Source organism: Bacillus sp. AFS018417 (assembly GCF_002560985.1).
In the GTDB taxonomy this organism is placed as follows: Bacteria; Bacillota; Bacilli; order Bacillales; family Bacillaceae_G; genus Bacillus_A; species Bacillus_A rhizoplanae.
The window spans coordinates 13596-28476 of sequence record NZ_NTTM01000053.1; the positions used below are offsets into that span (position 1 = coordinate 13596).

A 14881-nucleotide genomic window follows, 5' to 3' on the forward strand; every position below is an offset into this window, starting at 1 on the left:
AAAGGAGGAATTTTGTTAAGGGGTGCCATTTATGCATATATTTGAAGGAGCAAAGCATCTTTCGAATTTCGAATGGGTGATCCGTGCCATATTGGCATATATGTTTTTAATTATTGTTGCAAAAGCAATGGGACAACGCTCTATTGCTCAGCTTCGTTTTTTAGATCTTGTGCTAGTACTATTATTAGGCGGAAATATATCGAACGCATTATCTGATGAAAGAGTAGGCCTTCTCGGTTCTCTGATTACAACATTTGTTCTCGTAGTACTTCATATAGTAAGTTCCGTTTTGACATTAAAGGTGGATTGGTGGAGACGTTTTTTAGAGCCTGCACCGATTATTCTGATACATAATGGTTCTGTTCAGTTTAATAATCTAAAGAAGGCACGGATTACAGTAGAGTATTTATTTTCTGAGCTGAGATTGCAAGGTATTACAGATATTCAAACAGTAAAACTAGCCTTATGGGAAGCAAGTGGAGTTGTTTCTGTATTTCAATATGCAGCATATGAAAAAGTGTCTCGAAAAGATATGAAAATATATGCAGAGCAATCACCTATTACATTTATCTTGGTAAAGAATGGGGATATCCAAAAGGATGTTCTCGCTTTAATAGAAAAAACAGAAGAGTGGGTAAAAGATGAGTTAAAGCAGAAAGTACCAATTCAATTGATTCAATTAGCAACGATAGATGAAAAGGGACAAATAAACATTTTGCTTAAAAAGTAAAAAAATTACGCATTTTTCCATTTTATACATATGATACAATGGTGTGGACAACGAAATAAAAAAGAAGGGTTTGTTACGATGGGATATGTCGAAGAGTTACGAAAAATAGTTGGTCATCGCCCTTTAATTTTAGTCGGTTCAGTTGTTCTTGTATTGAATGAAGATGGAGAAGTGCTATTACAACAAAGGCAAGAACCGCATGGGAAATGGGGACTTCTTGGTGGATTAATGGAGTTACGGGAATCACCAGAAGAAACAGCGTGTCGTGAAGTTTATGAAGAAGCCGGTATTCATGTGAAAAATTTGCAGTTAATTAATGTGTTTTCGGGTGCCAAATATTTTGTGAAACTAGCAAATGGTGATGAGTTTCAAACCGTAACGGCTGCATATTATACGAGTGATTATGAAGGAGAACTTTCTGTAAATAAGGAGGAAGCGATACAACTAAAGTTTTTTCCGATTACAGAGTTGCCAGAGTATATTGTAGGATCGCATAAAAAAATGATTGAAGCATACGTAGAAATAATACAAAGCAAGTAAAAATGTCATATAATGGTGATATAGAAATGCAAAAACACAGTTCCGGTTGGTAGTCCGGACGCATAATTTTTATGTCAGTAACCTTCCCCTCCGGGATGTCCAGCATTTCTGAATATGTTTTTAAAGGAGGGGCTGTCAGTGAAATTGACAGTATATCATGATGGTCAGTATTTTGTAGGAATGATTGAGCGAGAAGAATCCGGGAAATTGTATGCAGTGCGGTACATGTTCGGTGCTGAACCGTCAGATGAAGAAGTACTTTTGTTTGTACAGGATATGTTGTTACCGTATTTTGATCGTTTTGCAATATGCGGAGTAGAAATCAAACAGCAGCAACGTCCGAAAAATGTAAAGCGTCTTATTCGGCAAGCAGCAAAAGAATTAAAGACATCAAAATTTACGAAAGCACAAGAAGCTATTCAGTTATCGTATGAAGCTCATAAACAAGAGAAGCAGGTGCAATCGAAAGAGATGCAGGAAATCGAGAAACGGAGAAAACGTGCAATAAAAGTACAAAAAGCGAAGCAGAAACATCGTGGCCATTAAGAAAAACGTCTTAGAGCGGGGGCTCTAAGGCGTTTTCCTTAATGAATTATGACTACAAAGCAAGTAAGTTTACTTGTATTTTAGAAATAGTTATTGGTAAGATACAGATAGGTATATGTGAGGAGGGAAAACTTTGATGAATTTCAACTTTTTTATGAATGATGTTGTCCGTCAAGCACGCGAAGAAATCGTGGCAGCTGGCTATACAGAATTAACAACAACAGAAGCGGTAGAGGAAGCATTACAAAAGAAAGGCACAACGCTTGTAATGGTAAACTCTGTGTGTGGTTGTGCAGGTGGTATTGCACGTCCAGCAGCAGCACATTCGGTTCATTATGATAAACGCCCAGACAATCTTGTTACTGTATTTGCAGGTCAAGATAAAGAAGCAACGGCACGTGCTCGTGAATATTTTGAAGGATATCCACCGTCTTCTCCGTCGTTTGCATTATTAAAAGACGGTAAGATTGTGACAATGGTTGAGCGTCATGAAATTGAAGGCCATGAACCAATGCAGGTAATTGCTAAATTACAATCGTACTTTGAAGAACATTGTGATGAAATGTAATATACCTTTTTAGAACCGTTAAGAATAGAATCTTAACGGTTCTTTTTTTACATAAAATCAGCTGTTTATGCATAAAATTATACAGTGTACACACTGTTAATGATGTTGTGGAAAGAAAAAATAAATTAATTTTTATTTTATTTATTGCATAAAAATTAATTTATTGCTACAATACATTCAACGAATAAAAATTCTATAAAATCTTTAAATATACATTAACTAGGAGGAGAAGTAATGAAGAAATTTTTATCCATTTCATTTGCACTTATTTTAATCGTAAGTATATTCGGAGCTTGCAGTAAGCGTGAAGAAGCAGGAAGTACTGATAAAAATAAAGTTTTAGTTATGGGAACTTCTGCAGATTACAAACCATTTGAATATGTCGATGCGAAAAAGAGTGAAGATATTATCGGTTTTGATATCGATGTTATGAACTATATCAGTAAAGAATTAGGCTATAAAGTTAAAATCAAAGATATGGATTTTAGCGGACTGTTAGCATCATTAGAAGCTGGAAAAGTTGACTTTGTAATGGCTGGACTGACACCGACAGCAGAACGTAAGAAAAACGCTGATTTTACAGATATTTATTTCACGTCAAAAAATGTGATTATTTCTAAAGAAGGTTCAAATATTAAAACATTGCAAGACTTGCAAGGGAAAAAAGTAGGGGTACAAACAGGATCAATTCAAGAAGAAAAGGCAAAGGATCTACAGAAACAAGTATCGTTCCAGTCTGAAGGACGCGATCGTATACCAGAACTAATTCAAGAAATTCAAGCAGGTCGTTTTGATGCAATTATTTTAGAAGATACAGTAGCAAAAGGATATTTAGAAAAAAATAAAGAGTTAAAGAGTGTAGAAATTCCGGAAGCTGCGGATGAAGCTGGTTCAGCAATTGCACTTCCGAAAAATAGTGATAAGACAGCGGAGTTTAATAAAGTGATTAAGAAAATGAAAGAAAATGGAGAAATGGATAAATTAGTGAAGAAATGGTTTGGCGGCGAGCAATAAGCCGCCTTTCCATATTATGGAGAGGAATGACTTAGGATGAACTTGGATTTTTCGCAAATTACGCCGTCAATACCATATATGTTAAAGGGCTTAGAAGTAACATTGAAAATTGTTTTTGTATCTTCTTTGCTCGGCTTTGCGCTAGGTGCGTTATTAGCGCTTTGTAAAATTGCCAGAATTAGAGTTTTAAGTATTATTGCTGATTTTTATACATCTATTTTTCGTGGTACACCGCTTGTACTACAATTAATGCTTATTTATTACGGTCTCCCTCAAATTACAGGATATGATATTTCAGCATTTTTAGCAGCAGTTTTAGCATTTAGCTTAAACTCAGGTGCATATATGTCAGAAGTTATTCGCGCTGGAATTCAGGCGGTTGATAAAGGACAAACAGAAGCAGCGATGGCTCTAGGTATTCCATATGGAAAAATGATGCGAAATATTATTTTTCCGCAAGCATTAAAAAATATTTTACCTGCATTAGTAAATGAGTTTGTTACATTAACGAAAGAGTCGGCAGTTGTTACTGTGATAGGCGCAACAGATTTAATGCGCCGCGCATATATTGTTGGTGGAGAGACATTGTCATATTTTGAACCACTTTTATTTGTCGGTATGATTTATTACATCCTTGTTATTATTCTTACATTCATCGGCAAAGCGGTTGAAGGGAGAATGAAGAAAAGTGATTAAAATTACAAACCTTCATAAATCATTTGGAAATAACGAAGTATTAAAAGATATTACAACAACAATTGGACAGGGCGAAGTAGTAGCGATTATTGGGCCGTCTGGTTCAGGAAAATCAACGTTTTTACGTTGCATGAATTTATTAGAAGTACCATCGGACGGACAAATTTGGATTGGCAATCAAGAGGTAACAAATCCAAATACAAATATTATGGAAGTTCGTCAGCATGTTGGGATGGTATTTCAGCATTTTCACTTATTCCCTCATATGACAGTGTTAGAAAATATTACGTATGCTCCTCTTACGGTAAAAGGTGTCTCAAAGGACGATGCAGTGAAAAAGGCTGAAGAATTATTAGAAAAAGTGGGATTACTTGAGAAAAAGGATGCATATCCAAATCGCCTTTCTGGTGGACAAAAACAGCGTGTTGCAATTGCAAGAGCCTTGGCAATGGAACCAGACGTTATGCTTTTTGATGAACCGACTTCAGCACTGGACCCAGAGATGGTAAAAGAAGTACTGGAAGTTATGAAATCTCTTGCAACGACAGGAATGACGATGGCAATTGTTACGCACGAAATGGGCTTCGCAAAAGAAGTAGCAAATCGTGTTCTGTTTTTGGATGGTGGAAAACTTGTAGAAGACGCGAACCCAGAGCAATTTTTTACAGCACCGGAAAGCAAACGTGCACAAGAATTTTTACAAAAAATGTTGTAACATGTAAAAATTACGTGAATAATAATGGAAAAAGGATGACATTGTGTCATCCTTTTCTTTATACTTATTTTGAAAGAAGTTCGTACATAATAGGAGCGTTAATATGTTTAAAATTGGATATCGAACAGTGAAAACAGCAGCTGGAACTGCCTTGGCTGTGTGGATTGCTCAATTATTTCATTTGGAGTTTTATAGCACAGCCGGCATTCTTGTTATTCTATGTGTGCAAAATACAAAAAGAAAATCATTAGAAGTATCTATTCATCGCTTTTTAGCTTGTTTACTTTCTATGGTGTTTGCATTTTTTATTTTTGAATCGATAGGATATACATCGCTAGCACTTGGACTTCTATTACTTCTGTTTATTCCAACTGCAGTTATGCTTAAGATTCAAGAGGGGATTGTTACAAGCTCTGTTATTGTTATGCATTTATTTTCATTGCAAAAAATTACGTGGTCAATTGTTGGAAATGAGATTGCAATTTTAACGGTTGGAATTAGCGTTGCTTTGTTAATTAATTTGTACATGCCAAGTGTTGAAAGTGAGTTAAAAGATTATCAACAAAAAGTAGAATCTAATTTTAAAACGATTCTTTTTGAAATGGCTGCATATTTAAGAAATCGTGATAGTGTGTGGAATGGAAAAGAGCTAATTGAAACGGAAACATTACTTGAGAAGGCAAAAGAATTGTCTTTTAAAAAGCTGGAAAATCAGTTTATGCGTGAAGATGATTATTACTATCGTTATTTTCAAATGCGTCAGCAACAGTATGAAATTTTAGAAAGAGTTATGCCGCTAGCCGCTTCGTTATCTTGGTCGTATGAACAGGCGGGGATGGTGGCGGATGTAATTGAAAATGTTGGGAATGCAATTCGCCCAGAAAGTACGGGGGTTATTTCATTAAGGCAACTTCAGGAGATGCGAGAAATCTTTCGAGAAATGCGGCTTCCAGAAACACGAGAAGAATTTGAAATGCGGGCCAAGCTCGTTCAGCTCGTGTATGAAATAGAACAATATTTACTTATTAAAAGTCGATTCAAAGGGAAATATAACATCAAAGAATTAATATAAGAAGGAAGGAATGAGGTATGCCATATCTTCTTTCATTCATATTATTTGTTTCCCTATCGCCGCTTTGGCCGCTCGGTGATAATCCACGTGTTGGCGATCCGCTTATTATCGTCAATAAACAAACGAACCAGCTTGCATATATTCATGATGGAAAGATACAAAACACATTTCCAGTTGGGACAGGTAAAACGAATGATTTAACGCCAGAAGGTACATTTGATGTTGTGATGAAAGTGAAAAATCCATATTATATTGCAAAGAACATCCCAGGTGGTTCCCCGAAAAATCCGCTCGGTTCTAGATGGATTGGGTTTAATGCCCGAGGTACAGATGGTAGTAAATATGGAATACACGGAACAAATCAGCCAAGCTCGATTGGCAAATATATTTCGCAAGGTTGTATTCGCATGTATAAAAAAGATGTAGAGTATTTATACGATCAGGTTCCAATTGGAACAAAAGTATGGATTGTTAAGTCGAAAAAGTCATTTGAGCAGCTTGCGAAAGAAAAGGGTGCGATTGCTTACGAAAAAAGCCAACAGTATATGTTGGCTTTTTGTCATATCACATCTTGTCTTGACATGTGTATATATAACATGCGTTAATGAGAGATATATAAAGATTTGGTGAAAAGGGGTTGCTGTTGTGTATATAAATCAGAGCTTACCATACATCCAATTTTTTGTAGGTTTTCTTTCCGTTATTGCTTTTATATTGGCTATTTTTAATATCTTTCCACTCACTATAGCTATCTTCTTTATTTCTCTTCTCAATTTTACTTTTGCAATAGGTGCTTTTTATCAGCAACATTACAGCAGCTTCATACTAGCACTGGCGATGGGATTTGCATTTAGTGTCGCTGGCGTTGTGATTATAATAAAATAACAAGGACAAAGTAGCCCTTGTTTACCAAAACATGCTTATCCCAGTAAGTAGTGTTGTTACAAGCATTGCAATTAACATAACATAAACCATAATTTTTTGAGTTTTTTTATTCATGTTGATCCTCCTTGCGAATCTCTTCTATCTATTGTAACGAGAAATAAAAAAGGAGACAAGGGATTTACTTAGACAAAATTGAAAGTAGATAAGTTGCTATATTTCTAAAAATCTGAATAAAAAGACGATAAAAAGAAGGCATTTTAGTGATGGATATTGTTGAACGAATGATAATAAGAGAAGCAATTTAGTAAAGAGATATAATGTAAATAACCTCTTGTACCACCTCTTTCGAAAATTTTACGAAATTCTGTTATAATAGTCATTGTTACATACATAACAGGAGGCGCATTCTCATGATTAATCAAGAACGTTTAGTGAATGAATTTATGGAACTTGTGCAAGTAGACTCTGAAACAAAATACGAAGCTGAAATTTGCAAAGTATTAAAAGAAAAATTCTCTTCTTTAGGCGTTGAAGTATTTGAAGACGATACAATGGGTGAGACTGGTCATGGTGCTGGTAACTTAGTTTGTACATTACCTGCAACAAAAGAAGGAGTAGATACAATCTACTTTACTTCTCATATGGATACAGTTGTTCCTGGTAAAGGAATTAAGCCTTCTATTCAAGATGGTTATATCGTATCAGACGGCACAACGATTTTAGGTGCTGATGATAAAGCTGGACTTGCATCAATGTTTGAAGCAATTCGCGTGTTAAAAGAGAAAAATATTGCGCACGGAAAAATCGAATTCATCATTACAGTTGGTGAAGAATCTGGTCTTGTTGGTGCAAAAGCATTGGATCGTGAACGTATTACAGCGAAATATGGCTATGCATTAGATAGCGATGGAAAGGTTGGAGAAATCGTTGTTGCAGCGCCAACACAAGCAAAAGTAAACGCAATTATTCGCGGTAAAACAGCTCATGCAGGTGTAGCACCAGAAAAAGGTGTATCTGCGATTACAATTGCCGCAAAATCCATTGCAAAAATGCCGCTTGGCCGCATTGATTCTGAAACAACTGCAAATATCGGTCGTTTTGAAGGCGGTACACAAACAAATATCGTTTGTGACTATGTAGAAATTTTTGCTGAAGCACGTTCCTTAGTAGACGAAAAAATGCAAGAGCAAGTTCGCAAAATGAAAGAAGCATTTGAATCTACAGCTAAAGAAATGGGCGGACAAGCAGAAGTAGAAGTAAAAGTAATGTACCCAGGATTCAAATTTGCTGATGGCGATCACGTTGTAGAAGTTGCTAAACGTGCTGCTGAAAAAATCGGTCGTACACCATCCCTTCACCAAAGCGGTGGTGGTAGCGATGCAAACGTAATTGCGGGTCACGGTATTCCAACAGTAAACTTAGCAGTTGGTTACGAAGAAATTCATACAACAAACGAAAAAATACCTGTTGAAGAATTAGTAAAAACAGCAGAAATGGTTGTTGCGATTATTGAGGAAGTAGCGAAGTAATCAAAGAATCGGCTAAGTTGAAACGCATGGGTGAAATTACCCATGCGTTTTCTTATTACTTAACGTAAATGTTCTTCAACTAGCTTAACAATGTAATAGTTCTTTTAGTGTTTTTACATTTTGATGATATATTTGTGGAGAAGGCCAATTTTTGTAGTCGTTAGGTAATGGAATAGTTTCGATCTCGTTGTTTTTTTGTGCAATTGCAGTTAAGTTATGTATATAATCGATTACTTGTAAGAAATTGATCTTTGTACCAATCGAACCATGCCCTGATATGGCTATATCAATATCCATACTTTCAACCTCTTTTAAAATATGAATCCAACTTTGTGGATTTGATTCTTCGAAAAATGTGGGATGGCAATCAACAAATAATAAATCACCCATGAATATTATTTTATCTTCTGGAATATAAAGCATAGCATCGCAAAGGGAATGCCCGCCGCCTAATGTGAAAAGCTTTGCACTACGTTTCGTTCCACGGAAAATGACTTCATCTTTAAATGATTGTTGTGGTAGTACTAACTCTAGTGTAGGTAATGAGATTTCTAACTCACTTAAAAAATTGATTTGATGTTCTAAGTTAATATCATAAGTTTGAGTTACTTGGTCCTTTAAAGAGCAAATATAATTTCTTAGACCATGAATATCATTTTTTTGTTTAGTGATCCGTGATGGATGAATAGTCTTCATTTTGTCATATGTAATTTGGCTTGAAATAATAGTGCTATCCTTAAACGTTTGGTTACCTCGAATGTGGTCTCCGTGCCAATGACTGTTTATCACCCATGTAACGGGCTGATTTGTTATAGTTTCTGCTGCATATTTTAAATCTTCGGCAGCTTGTTGTGTATTAAATGTATCAAAAACAATGGTTGTATCCCCTAAATCAATAAAACCAGCATTTGCTGCAGCACCGCCACCTTCTTTTGCAATTGCCGCATATATCCCGTTACGAATTTTTTCGAGTCTAAAGTGTTTGCTATCAAATTCTTCATTCATTTTCTTCTCTCCTTAAGAGTGTTAGTTATTTGGATTCTACTGCCTTTACAAGGCGGATAAACCAGTACAAAAAAATCCATGGAAGAATGTACAAAGTTGAAAATGACAATAGAGACGAAAGAAATCCGTGAGCATCAACGCCTATGATTGGAAGTAGGGAATAGATGAGCAACAAAAAGAAAACAGATAGTAAAATTAGATAAAGGGGTTTTGGATATGTAGTCATTTCTTTTTTAACCTCCTTAAAATTCCCGTGTGGACGTACTTCTATATATTAACAATTTCCTCCTCTCTAATATTGATTTTTTTATAATGTTTTTGATAAAATAAGAACGAATGTTCTTGTGAGGTGAGAAAGATGCGCGAAATGTATCCGAAAAATGGCCGCGTCATTTTGCATGTTGATATGAATTGTTTTTATGCATCTGTTGAAATCGCACATGATGCATCGTTGCAAGGTAAAGCGTTAGCGATAGCTGGGGATGCGAAGGAACGGAAAGGAATTATTGTAACGTGCAGTTATGAAGCAAGGGCGAAGGGAATTCGTGCGACAATGCCTGTTTGGGAAGCAAAACGATTATGTCCGGAACTTGTTATAAAACATCCAAACTTTGAGTTATACAGAGAGGCTTCTTTTGCTTTGTTTCAAATTCTTGCGCGGTTTACAGAAAAAATCCAACCTGTTTCAATCGATGAAGGGTATTTAGATATTACAGATTGCTATGGGCTCGGTTCACCGTTAGAAATTGCTCAAATGATTCAACAAACATTACTAACAGAATTACAGCTTCCATGCAGCATTGGGATTGCTCCAAACTTATTTCTAGCCAAAACAGCCTCTGATATGAAAAAGCCGCTAGGTATTACAGTGCTTCGTAAACGTGATGTACAAGAGCTTCTTTGGCCGCTTCCAGTTGAAAAGATGCATGGGATTGGGAAGAAAACAGCAGAAAAATTAAAAGATGTACATATACATACGATTGGTGACTTAGCCGTTGGAAAAGCTCATATTATTCGTTCTGTGATTGGAAATCATGGGCTGGATTTGCAAAAACGTGCAAATGGCATAGACAATAGAGATGTTGATCCAAGTCAAATGGGACAATACAAAACGATCGGAAATTCTATAACGTTGCCAAAAGATGTGGACGAAGAGAAGGAATTGCTAGATATGTTAGAGCGCTTGTCTCAATCTGTGAGCCGAAGATTACAAAAACGTGCTCTCGTTACATATAATATTCAAATTATGATTAAATACTATAATCGCCGAACGATTACGCGCAGTAAAATGTTAGAAAATGCAATTTGGGAATCACCAGATATTTTTCAAGCAACAATAAGGCTATGGAAAAAACATTGGGATGGTGACCCTGTGAGATTACTTGGCATTACTGCCTGTGAATTAGAATGGAAAACAGAAGCGATTAAGCAGCTTGATTTATTTTCTTTTGAAGAAGATGCGAAGGCAGAACCGCTTTTGACAGTGATGGAACAACTAAATAGTAAATATGGTACGAAGGTTATTCAGCACGGCAGTCAAGTGTTTCGACAACAAGAGAGAACATTTCAGCAGAATTTAGAGAATAAATTTATATGAAACATTAATATGTAATAGCATTTGCTATAGAAAAATCTCGCAGGAGGTATCTTCTGCGAGATTTTAGAGACAATAAAATTTTTCTTAAGAAACATGATAAGTTGTTGTTAATACTTTTTAAATTCACTTTTAACGAGCGGTAGGGAATACTCTCTTAACGGCTTCATTAAATTCTTCAACTAACCCTTCTACTGGCTCGCCTCGCTTGATTTTTTCTGCATAGTCCCTCATCCGATTGGCAAAATCAGGGTTTGACGATACAAATACATTTCGAATATCTGGATCTGTAGCTCTTACTTGATCGGCAATTTTCTTTTCTAGCTGATCTGTTATGTTTCCTTGTACTCCATTTTTTAAGACAACTGCAACATAGGCATTGTTGTTTGTAACGATGACATTTGCCTGGTCGACTTCATCTAATTCAGCAATTCGGTCAGCGGCCTTATTAGCCACTTCTAGTCGTGTTTGGTTGTTATCATTTATACGATTATTTCTATCGTTTTGAATACCAGCATTGTTGCCTTCGTATCGAACATTTTGCATTGCATTATCTTTACGATTGTTCAAAGCTTTTTCTTTTTGATTTCCTGCGCATCCAAACAATGAAATAATTGATAGAAAAAATACAACAAGGATGTTTATTTTTTTCATATATGCTCCTCCTTACTCAATTTTATATTTTAAAATGACCAATTCTTTGGTTTTTATGCGTAAATCATGGAAGAATCATATGAAAATAAAGTGAAACTTCCATCAGTGGGGGGGCATACTGACCGTTAATGCGGGATAATTTAAAGGTACTATTATGTGGAAGAGATTGAATACTTTGAAGTGCACTGAGAAAGGCTGGCAAAATGCCAGCCTTTCATATTTAAAATTAAGCTAAGAGCTTGTATATAAAGTCTTCTCTTCAGCGTACAATACATTTTTAAGCTTTACTTAATCCACAATCGTTATTAATTTTGATTCCATTACTTCTTTTGTTTATTTGGAGTTATTTCATTACCAAATTCCACATTTGCCAAATTTAAATTGTTTGGCATAACTGTTTTTGTTGTATTTTTAAGGCCTCGAAAGAAACGTTGAGCCGGCCGCATCATATTGAAGTTTCGGCGTGCTGCTAAACCAAAAACTGTTCCTATACCTAGTAAAGAAATCCAAATCCAATTTCGAGTGTTTCGTCTATTTCTAAACAATCGGAACACTTGCTGAGTTCCTCTTCTAAAAGCGAATAATGATATGAACCATCTTAGAATATTCATGTTCGACTCCTTGTAGAAAAATTTATGAATAGATATTAAGCTCCATTCTACATGATTTATATTGCGAAATTTATGGAGATTTATGATGGCAACTTATGCTAATGTATTTTCCAGAATATAAAAAGAAAAGCTTCGTATAATAACAGAAGCTAATGTAAAGACAATGAGGTGATTACATACATGCCAATGTTGGATGTGGACGGTAGCAACCTATACTATACGGTAAAGGGACAAGGGATTCCTATTGTTTTTATTCATCCTCCTGTACTTACTTCTGTAAATTTTGAGTACCAAGTAGAAGAATTATCTCAAAAGTTTCAAGTTGTTACTTTTGATATTAGAGGTCACGGAAGAAGTCAGTATTCAAAACAATCGATAACTTATCCATTGATCGTTGAAGATATTAGATGTTTATTGGATCATTTGAACATCAAAAGAGCATTTATATGCGGGTATTCAATTGGAGGTTCTGTCGTATTGGAATTTTTGTTGCATTATGCGGATAGGGCCTTAGGGGGTATTGTAATCGGAGGGATATCAGAAGTAAAGGATAACTATCTAAGGAATAAAATTTCTTTAGGTATAACACTTGCAAAAGCACGAGCTATTCATGTTCTAACATTGTCCATTGCATGGAGCAATTCGAATACACAGAAATTATTCGTAAAGATGTTTAAAGAAGCGCGAAAAGGAAATGCGAAAAATATCGAACAATATTATCGTTATAGTTTGCATTATAATTGTACAAGTCAACTTAGAAAGATTAAGCTTCCTGTTTTGTTAGTTTATGGTAAGGAAAATAAACCATTTTACAGTTATGCGAAGCTACTGTATGAAAAATTGCCATGTAATAAATTAAATTTTATTGATAATGTAAAGCATCAGATTCCCACAAAAGCAGCGAAGGATTTAAATGAAATGATTAAGCAATTTGTAACAATACATAACAATTGATAGGAATTTTGTATTTATCCCGCATTAACGGGCAGTAAGACCCCCACCTCAAGATGCAGAGAAAAGCAAAGAAGATAGGTGGGGGATGAAGAAAACCCCCACTGATGGAAGTTTTACTTTATCACTCATATGCTCCCTATCTTCTACATTGCTTAACATATTTATTTAATATATAAGTATAACGTTTGTGGAAGATTAACTTTTACGGATTTTTCAAGATGATAAATCCGTGATTTATATGCATCATAATTCAAAAACGGCGCCTGTCTATGTACTTCATTTTGTATTTAAACAAGTCGTTTTGCTTATTCATCCCAACATAAAAAGGTATCGGAAGCCGATACCTTTTTATGTTTTAATACGTAAACATATTATGACATAGAAGGACTTTCGTAAATCACAATGTCTGTATTAGTTGGCGTAGAAATACGCTGTGCATAATATGTGATGGAAGAAGAGATGTATTCTGGTACCGCTTGAACTGTATGCAATGCTATATACTCATGAATTAATTCTTTTAATGTAGACCATTGTAATTCTGCTGGTGTTTCAGAGATAAATGAACTTACCCAGCGATCAAAAGAAGAAGAAAAGTCAGTTTGTAAACGAAATAATTCTTTCATTGTTTCAGCCACCTTGTATAAATAATAGTATTATTTTACTACAAAAAACGAACGAGTGTGAATTTTTTTGTAATGAATGTTCGTATTGTATAGTTGTCTAGATAAGTGGTTTATACAAAGTTTATTTGCCATTTTTGTTTATATTCCGTAAGATAGCGATAGATATTATGAAATGCTTGGAGGATGCAACGTGGAATTTGTATTTTTAGGAACGGGAGCTGGTGTTCCTTCAAAGGGAAGAAATGTATCAGCGATAGCTTTGCAATTATTAGAAGAACGAGGTGCAACGTGGCTATTTGACTGCGGTGAGGCAACGCAGCATCAAATTTTACATACATCAGTGCGTCCGCGTCGCATTGAGAAAATATTTATTACGCATTTACATGGGGATCATATTTTTGGATTGCCAGGTTTGTTAGGCAGCCGTTCTTTTCAGGGAGGAACAACTCCGTTAACTGTATATGGCCCAAAAGGGATTAAACAGTTTGTTGAAGTAGCGTTGGCAGTGAGTACAACACATGTAAAATACCCGATAGAGATTATAGAAATTACCGAAGAAGGTATTGTATATGAAGATAAGCAATTTCTTGTGGAAACGAAACGATTGTCACACGGCATTGAATGTTTTGGCTATCGTATTGTAGAAAAGGATATTCCAGGGCATCTTCTTGTAGATAAACTATTAGAGGAAGGAATTAAACCGGGACCAATCTTTAAGCGGTTAAAGGATGGAGAAACAGTAGAGATTGAGGATGGGCGTATACTTTGCGGAAAGGATTTCATTGGACCACCTCAAAAGGGACGAATTATTACAATTTTAGGAGATACACGTTATTGTGAAGCGAGTATTGAATTAGCACAAGATGCTGATGTACTTATACATGAAGCGACGTTCGGTGCCGAAGATTCACAGCAAGCTTATGATTATTACCATTCTACAACACAACAAGCGGCAAATATTGCGCTGCAGGCAAATGTAAAACAAATGATTTTAACTCATATTAGCTCTCGTTATCAAGGTGAAGCATGTAAAATGCTCGTCGAAGAAGCGAAACAAGTATTTCCAAACACGGAAATCGCAGCGGATTTGAAAAGTTTTCCTGTATCAAAATAATGAAAAAACCATGACAGAGATAACGGATGTA

19 protein-coding genes are annotated in these 14881 nt (G+C 35.6%); 14 read left to right on the forward strand and 5 right to left on the reverse strand.

Translation table 11 applies throughout. The annotated features are described in order from the left end of the window. The first annotated feature begins 31 nt into the window (after positions 1–31). From CN326_RS19365 to CN326_RS19410, 10 genes are all read left to right on the forward strand, one after another. Entirely contained in the window at positions 32–730 is a 699-nt protein-coding gene (locus CN326_RS19365) for a DUF421 domain-containing protein (protein ID WP_098310603.1), read from the forward strand. A gap of 78 nt (positions 731–808) precedes the next feature. Further along, a complete protein-coding gene (locus tag CN326_RS19370) occupies positions 809–1270 on the forward strand; it encodes an NUDIX hydrolase (protein WP_098310604.1) in 462 nt (153 codons plus the stop codon). 138 nt (positions 1271–1408) lie between these two features. Then, on the forward strand, positions 1409–1816 hold the full coding sequence (locus CN326_RS19375; protein ID WP_098310605.1) for a YjdF family protein: 408 nt from the start codon (positions 1409–1411) through the stop codon (positions 1814–1816). A gap of 136 nt (positions 1817–1952) precedes the next feature. Beyond that, positions 1953–2384, forward strand: coding sequence for a BrxA/BrxB family bacilliredoxin (locus CN326_RS19380; RefSeq protein ID WP_141525084.1), 432 nt, complete (start codon positions 1953–1955; stop codon positions 2382–2384). 234 nt (positions 2385–2618) lie between these two features. After that, positions 2619–3398: a transporter substrate-binding domain-containing protein gene (locus tag CN326_RS19385; RefSeq protein ID WP_098310607.1), complete on the forward strand. Its 780-nt coding sequence runs from the start codon at positions 2619–2621 to the stop codon at positions 3396–3398. 36 nt (positions 3399–3434) lie between these two features. Further along, positions 3435–4094 (forward strand): amino acid ABC transporter permease, encoded by a 660-nt coding sequence (locus tag CN326_RS19390; RefSeq protein WP_098310608.1) that lies wholly within the window; start codon positions 3435–3437, stop codon positions 4092–4094. Then, the gene (locus CN326_RS19395; protein WP_098310609.1) at positions 4087–4809 is read left to right on the forward strand and encodes an amino acid ABC transporter ATP-binding protein; all 723 of its coding nucleotides are present in this window, start codon (positions 4087–4089) and stop codon (positions 4807–4809) included. The genes CN326_RS19390 and CN326_RS19395 overlap by 8 nt, the downstream gene beginning before the upstream one ends. A 103-nt stretch (positions 4810–4912) precedes the next feature. Next, positions 4913–5881: an aromatic acid exporter family protein gene (locus tag CN326_RS19400; protein WP_098310610.1), complete on the forward strand. Its 969-nt coding sequence runs from the start codon at positions 4913–4915 to the stop codon at positions 5879–5881. 17 nt (positions 5882–5898) lie between these two features. Beyond that, positions 5899–6486: a L,D-transpeptidase gene (locus CN326_RS19405; protein ID WP_098310611.1), complete on the forward strand. Its 588-nt coding sequence runs from the start codon at positions 5899–5901 to the stop codon at positions 6484–6486. A 40-nt stretch (positions 6487–6526) separates the two neighbouring features. After that, a complete protein-coding gene (locus CN326_RS19410; RefSeq protein WP_098310612.1) occupies positions 6527–6766 on the forward strand; it encodes a DUF3894 domain-containing protein in 240 nt (79 codons plus the stop codon). A gap of 21 nt (positions 6767–6787) precedes the next feature. On the opposite strand, the gene prli42 is transcribed toward CN326_RS19410, so the two are convergent. Next, positions 6788–6880 carry a stressosome-associated protein Prli42 gene (gene prli42 / locus CN326_RS24730; protein WP_098310613.1) on the reverse strand — a complete coding sequence of 31 codons (93 nt, stop codon included), beginning with the start codon at positions 6878–6880 and terminating at the stop codon, positions 6788–6790. A gap of 296 nt (positions 6881–7176) precedes the next feature. Between prli42 and CN326_RS19420 the strand changes: the two genes are divergently transcribed. Further along, positions 7177–8295 carry a tripeptidase T gene (locus CN326_RS19420; RefSeq protein WP_098310614.1) on the forward strand — a complete coding sequence of 373 codons (1119 nt, stop codon included), beginning with the start codon at positions 7177–7179 and terminating at the stop codon, positions 8293–8295. Between the two features lie 84 nt (positions 8296–8379). On the opposite strand, the gene CN326_RS19425 is transcribed toward CN326_RS19420, so the two are convergent. Continuing rightward, a complete protein-coding gene (locus tag CN326_RS19425) occupies positions 8380–9300 on the reverse strand; it encodes an MBL fold metallo-hydrolase (RefSeq protein WP_098310615.1) in 921 nt (306 codons plus the stop codon). A 358-nt stretch (positions 9301–9658) separates the two neighbouring features. On the opposite strand from CN326_RS19425, the gene CN326_RS19435 reads away from it, so the two are divergent. After that, positions 9659–10897 (forward strand): DNA polymerase IV, encoded by a 1239-nt coding sequence (locus CN326_RS19435; protein ID WP_098310617.1) that lies wholly within the window; start codon positions 9659–9661, stop codon positions 10895–10897. A gap of 129 nt (positions 10898–11026) precedes the next feature. On the opposite strand, the gene CN326_RS19440 is transcribed toward CN326_RS19435, so the two are convergent. After that, positions 11027–11548 carry a YhcN/YlaJ family sporulation lipoprotein gene (locus CN326_RS19440; protein ID WP_098310618.1) on the reverse strand — a complete coding sequence of 174 codons (522 nt, stop codon included), beginning with the start codon at positions 11546–11548 and terminating at the stop codon, positions 11027–11029. A 320-nt stretch (positions 11549–11868) separates the two neighbouring features. Then, positions 11869–12159: a hypothetical protein gene (locus tag CN326_RS19445; RefSeq protein WP_098310619.1), complete on the reverse strand. Its 291-nt coding sequence runs from the start codon at positions 12157–12159 to the stop codon at positions 11869–11871. A 180-nt stretch (positions 12160–12339) separates the two neighbouring features. On the opposite strand from CN326_RS19445, the gene CN326_RS19450 reads away from it, so the two are divergent. Next, on the forward strand, positions 12340–13113 hold the full coding sequence (locus CN326_RS19450) for an alpha/beta fold hydrolase (protein WP_098310620.1): 774 nt from the start codon (positions 12340–12342) through the stop codon (positions 13111–13113). A gap of 371 nt (positions 13114–13484) precedes the next feature. Here CN326_RS19450 and CN326_RS19455 read toward each other — a convergent pair whose 3' ends face one another. Further along, entirely contained in the window at positions 13485–13736 is a 252-nt protein-coding gene (locus CN326_RS19455) for a DUF3932 family protein (protein ID WP_098310621.1), read from the reverse strand. Between the two features lie 190 nt (positions 13737–13926). On the opposite strand from CN326_RS19455, the gene rnz reads away from it, so the two are divergent. Then, positions 13927–14850, forward strand: a complete 924-nt coding sequence (gene rnz, locus CN326_RS19460; RefSeq protein ID WP_098310622.1) for a ribonuclease Z — start codon at positions 13927–13929, stop codon at positions 14848–14850. Positions 14851–14881 lie beyond the last annotated feature (31 nt).

Excerpts from the sequence above, each read along its gene's own strand:
- CN326_RS19365 (WP_098310603.1), top strand. The coding sequence starts at position 32 with ATGCATATATTTGAAGGAGCAAAGCATCTTTCGAATTTCGAATGGGTG.
- CN326_RS19370 (WP_098310604.1), top strand. The coding sequence starts at position 809 with ATGGGATATGTCGAAGAGTTACGAAAAATAGTTGGTCATCGCCCTTTA.
- CN326_RS19380 (WP_141525084.1), top strand. The coding sequence starts at position 1,953 with ATGAATTTCAACTTTTTTATGAATGATGTTGTCCGTCAAGCACGCGAA.
- CN326_RS19385 (WP_098310607.1), top strand. The coding sequence starts at position 2,619 with ATGAAGAAATTTTTATCCATTTCATTTGCACTTATTTTAATCGTAAGT.
- CN326_RS19390 (WP_098310608.1), top strand. The coding sequence starts at position 3,435 with ATGAACTTGGATTTTTCGCAAATTACGCCGTCAATACCATATATGTTA.
- CN326_RS19400 (WP_098310610.1), top strand. The coding sequence starts at position 4,913 with ATGTTTAAAATTGGATATCGAACAGTGAAAACAGCAGCTGGAACTGCC.
- CN326_RS19405 (WP_098310611.1), top strand. The coding sequence starts at position 5,899 with ATGCCATATCTTCTTTCATTCATATTATTTGTTTCCCTATCGCCGCTT.
- prli42 (WP_098310613.1), bottom strand. The coding sequence starts at position 6,880 with ATGAATAAAAAAACTCAAAAAATTATGGTTTATGTTATGTTAATTGCA.
- CN326_RS19420 (WP_098310614.1), top strand. The coding sequence starts at position 7,177 with ATGATTAATCAAGAACGTTTAGTGAATGAATTTATGGAACTTGTGCAA.
- CN326_RS19425 (WP_098310615.1), bottom strand. The coding sequence starts at position 9,300 with ATGAATGAAGAATTTGATAGCAAACACTTTAGACTCGAAAAAATTCGT.
- CN326_RS19435 (WP_098310617.1), top strand. The coding sequence starts at position 9,659 with ATGCGCGAAATGTATCCGAAAAATGGCCGCGTCATTTTGCATGTTGAT.
- CN326_RS19440 (WP_098310618.1), bottom strand. The coding sequence starts at position 11,548 with ATGAAAAAAATAAACATCCTTGTTGTATTTTTTCTATCAATTATTTCA.
- CN326_RS19445 (WP_098310619.1), bottom strand. The coding sequence starts at position 12,159 with ATGAATATTCTAAGATGGTTCATATCATTATTCGCTTTTAGAAGAGGA.
- CN326_RS19450 (WP_098310620.1), top strand. The coding sequence starts at position 12,340 with ATGCCAATGTTGGATGTGGACGGTAGCAACCTATACTATACGGTAAAG.
- CN326_RS19455 (WP_098310621.1), bottom strand. The coding sequence starts at position 13,736 with ATGAAAGAATTATTTCGTTTACAAACTGACTTTTCTTCTTCTTTTGAT.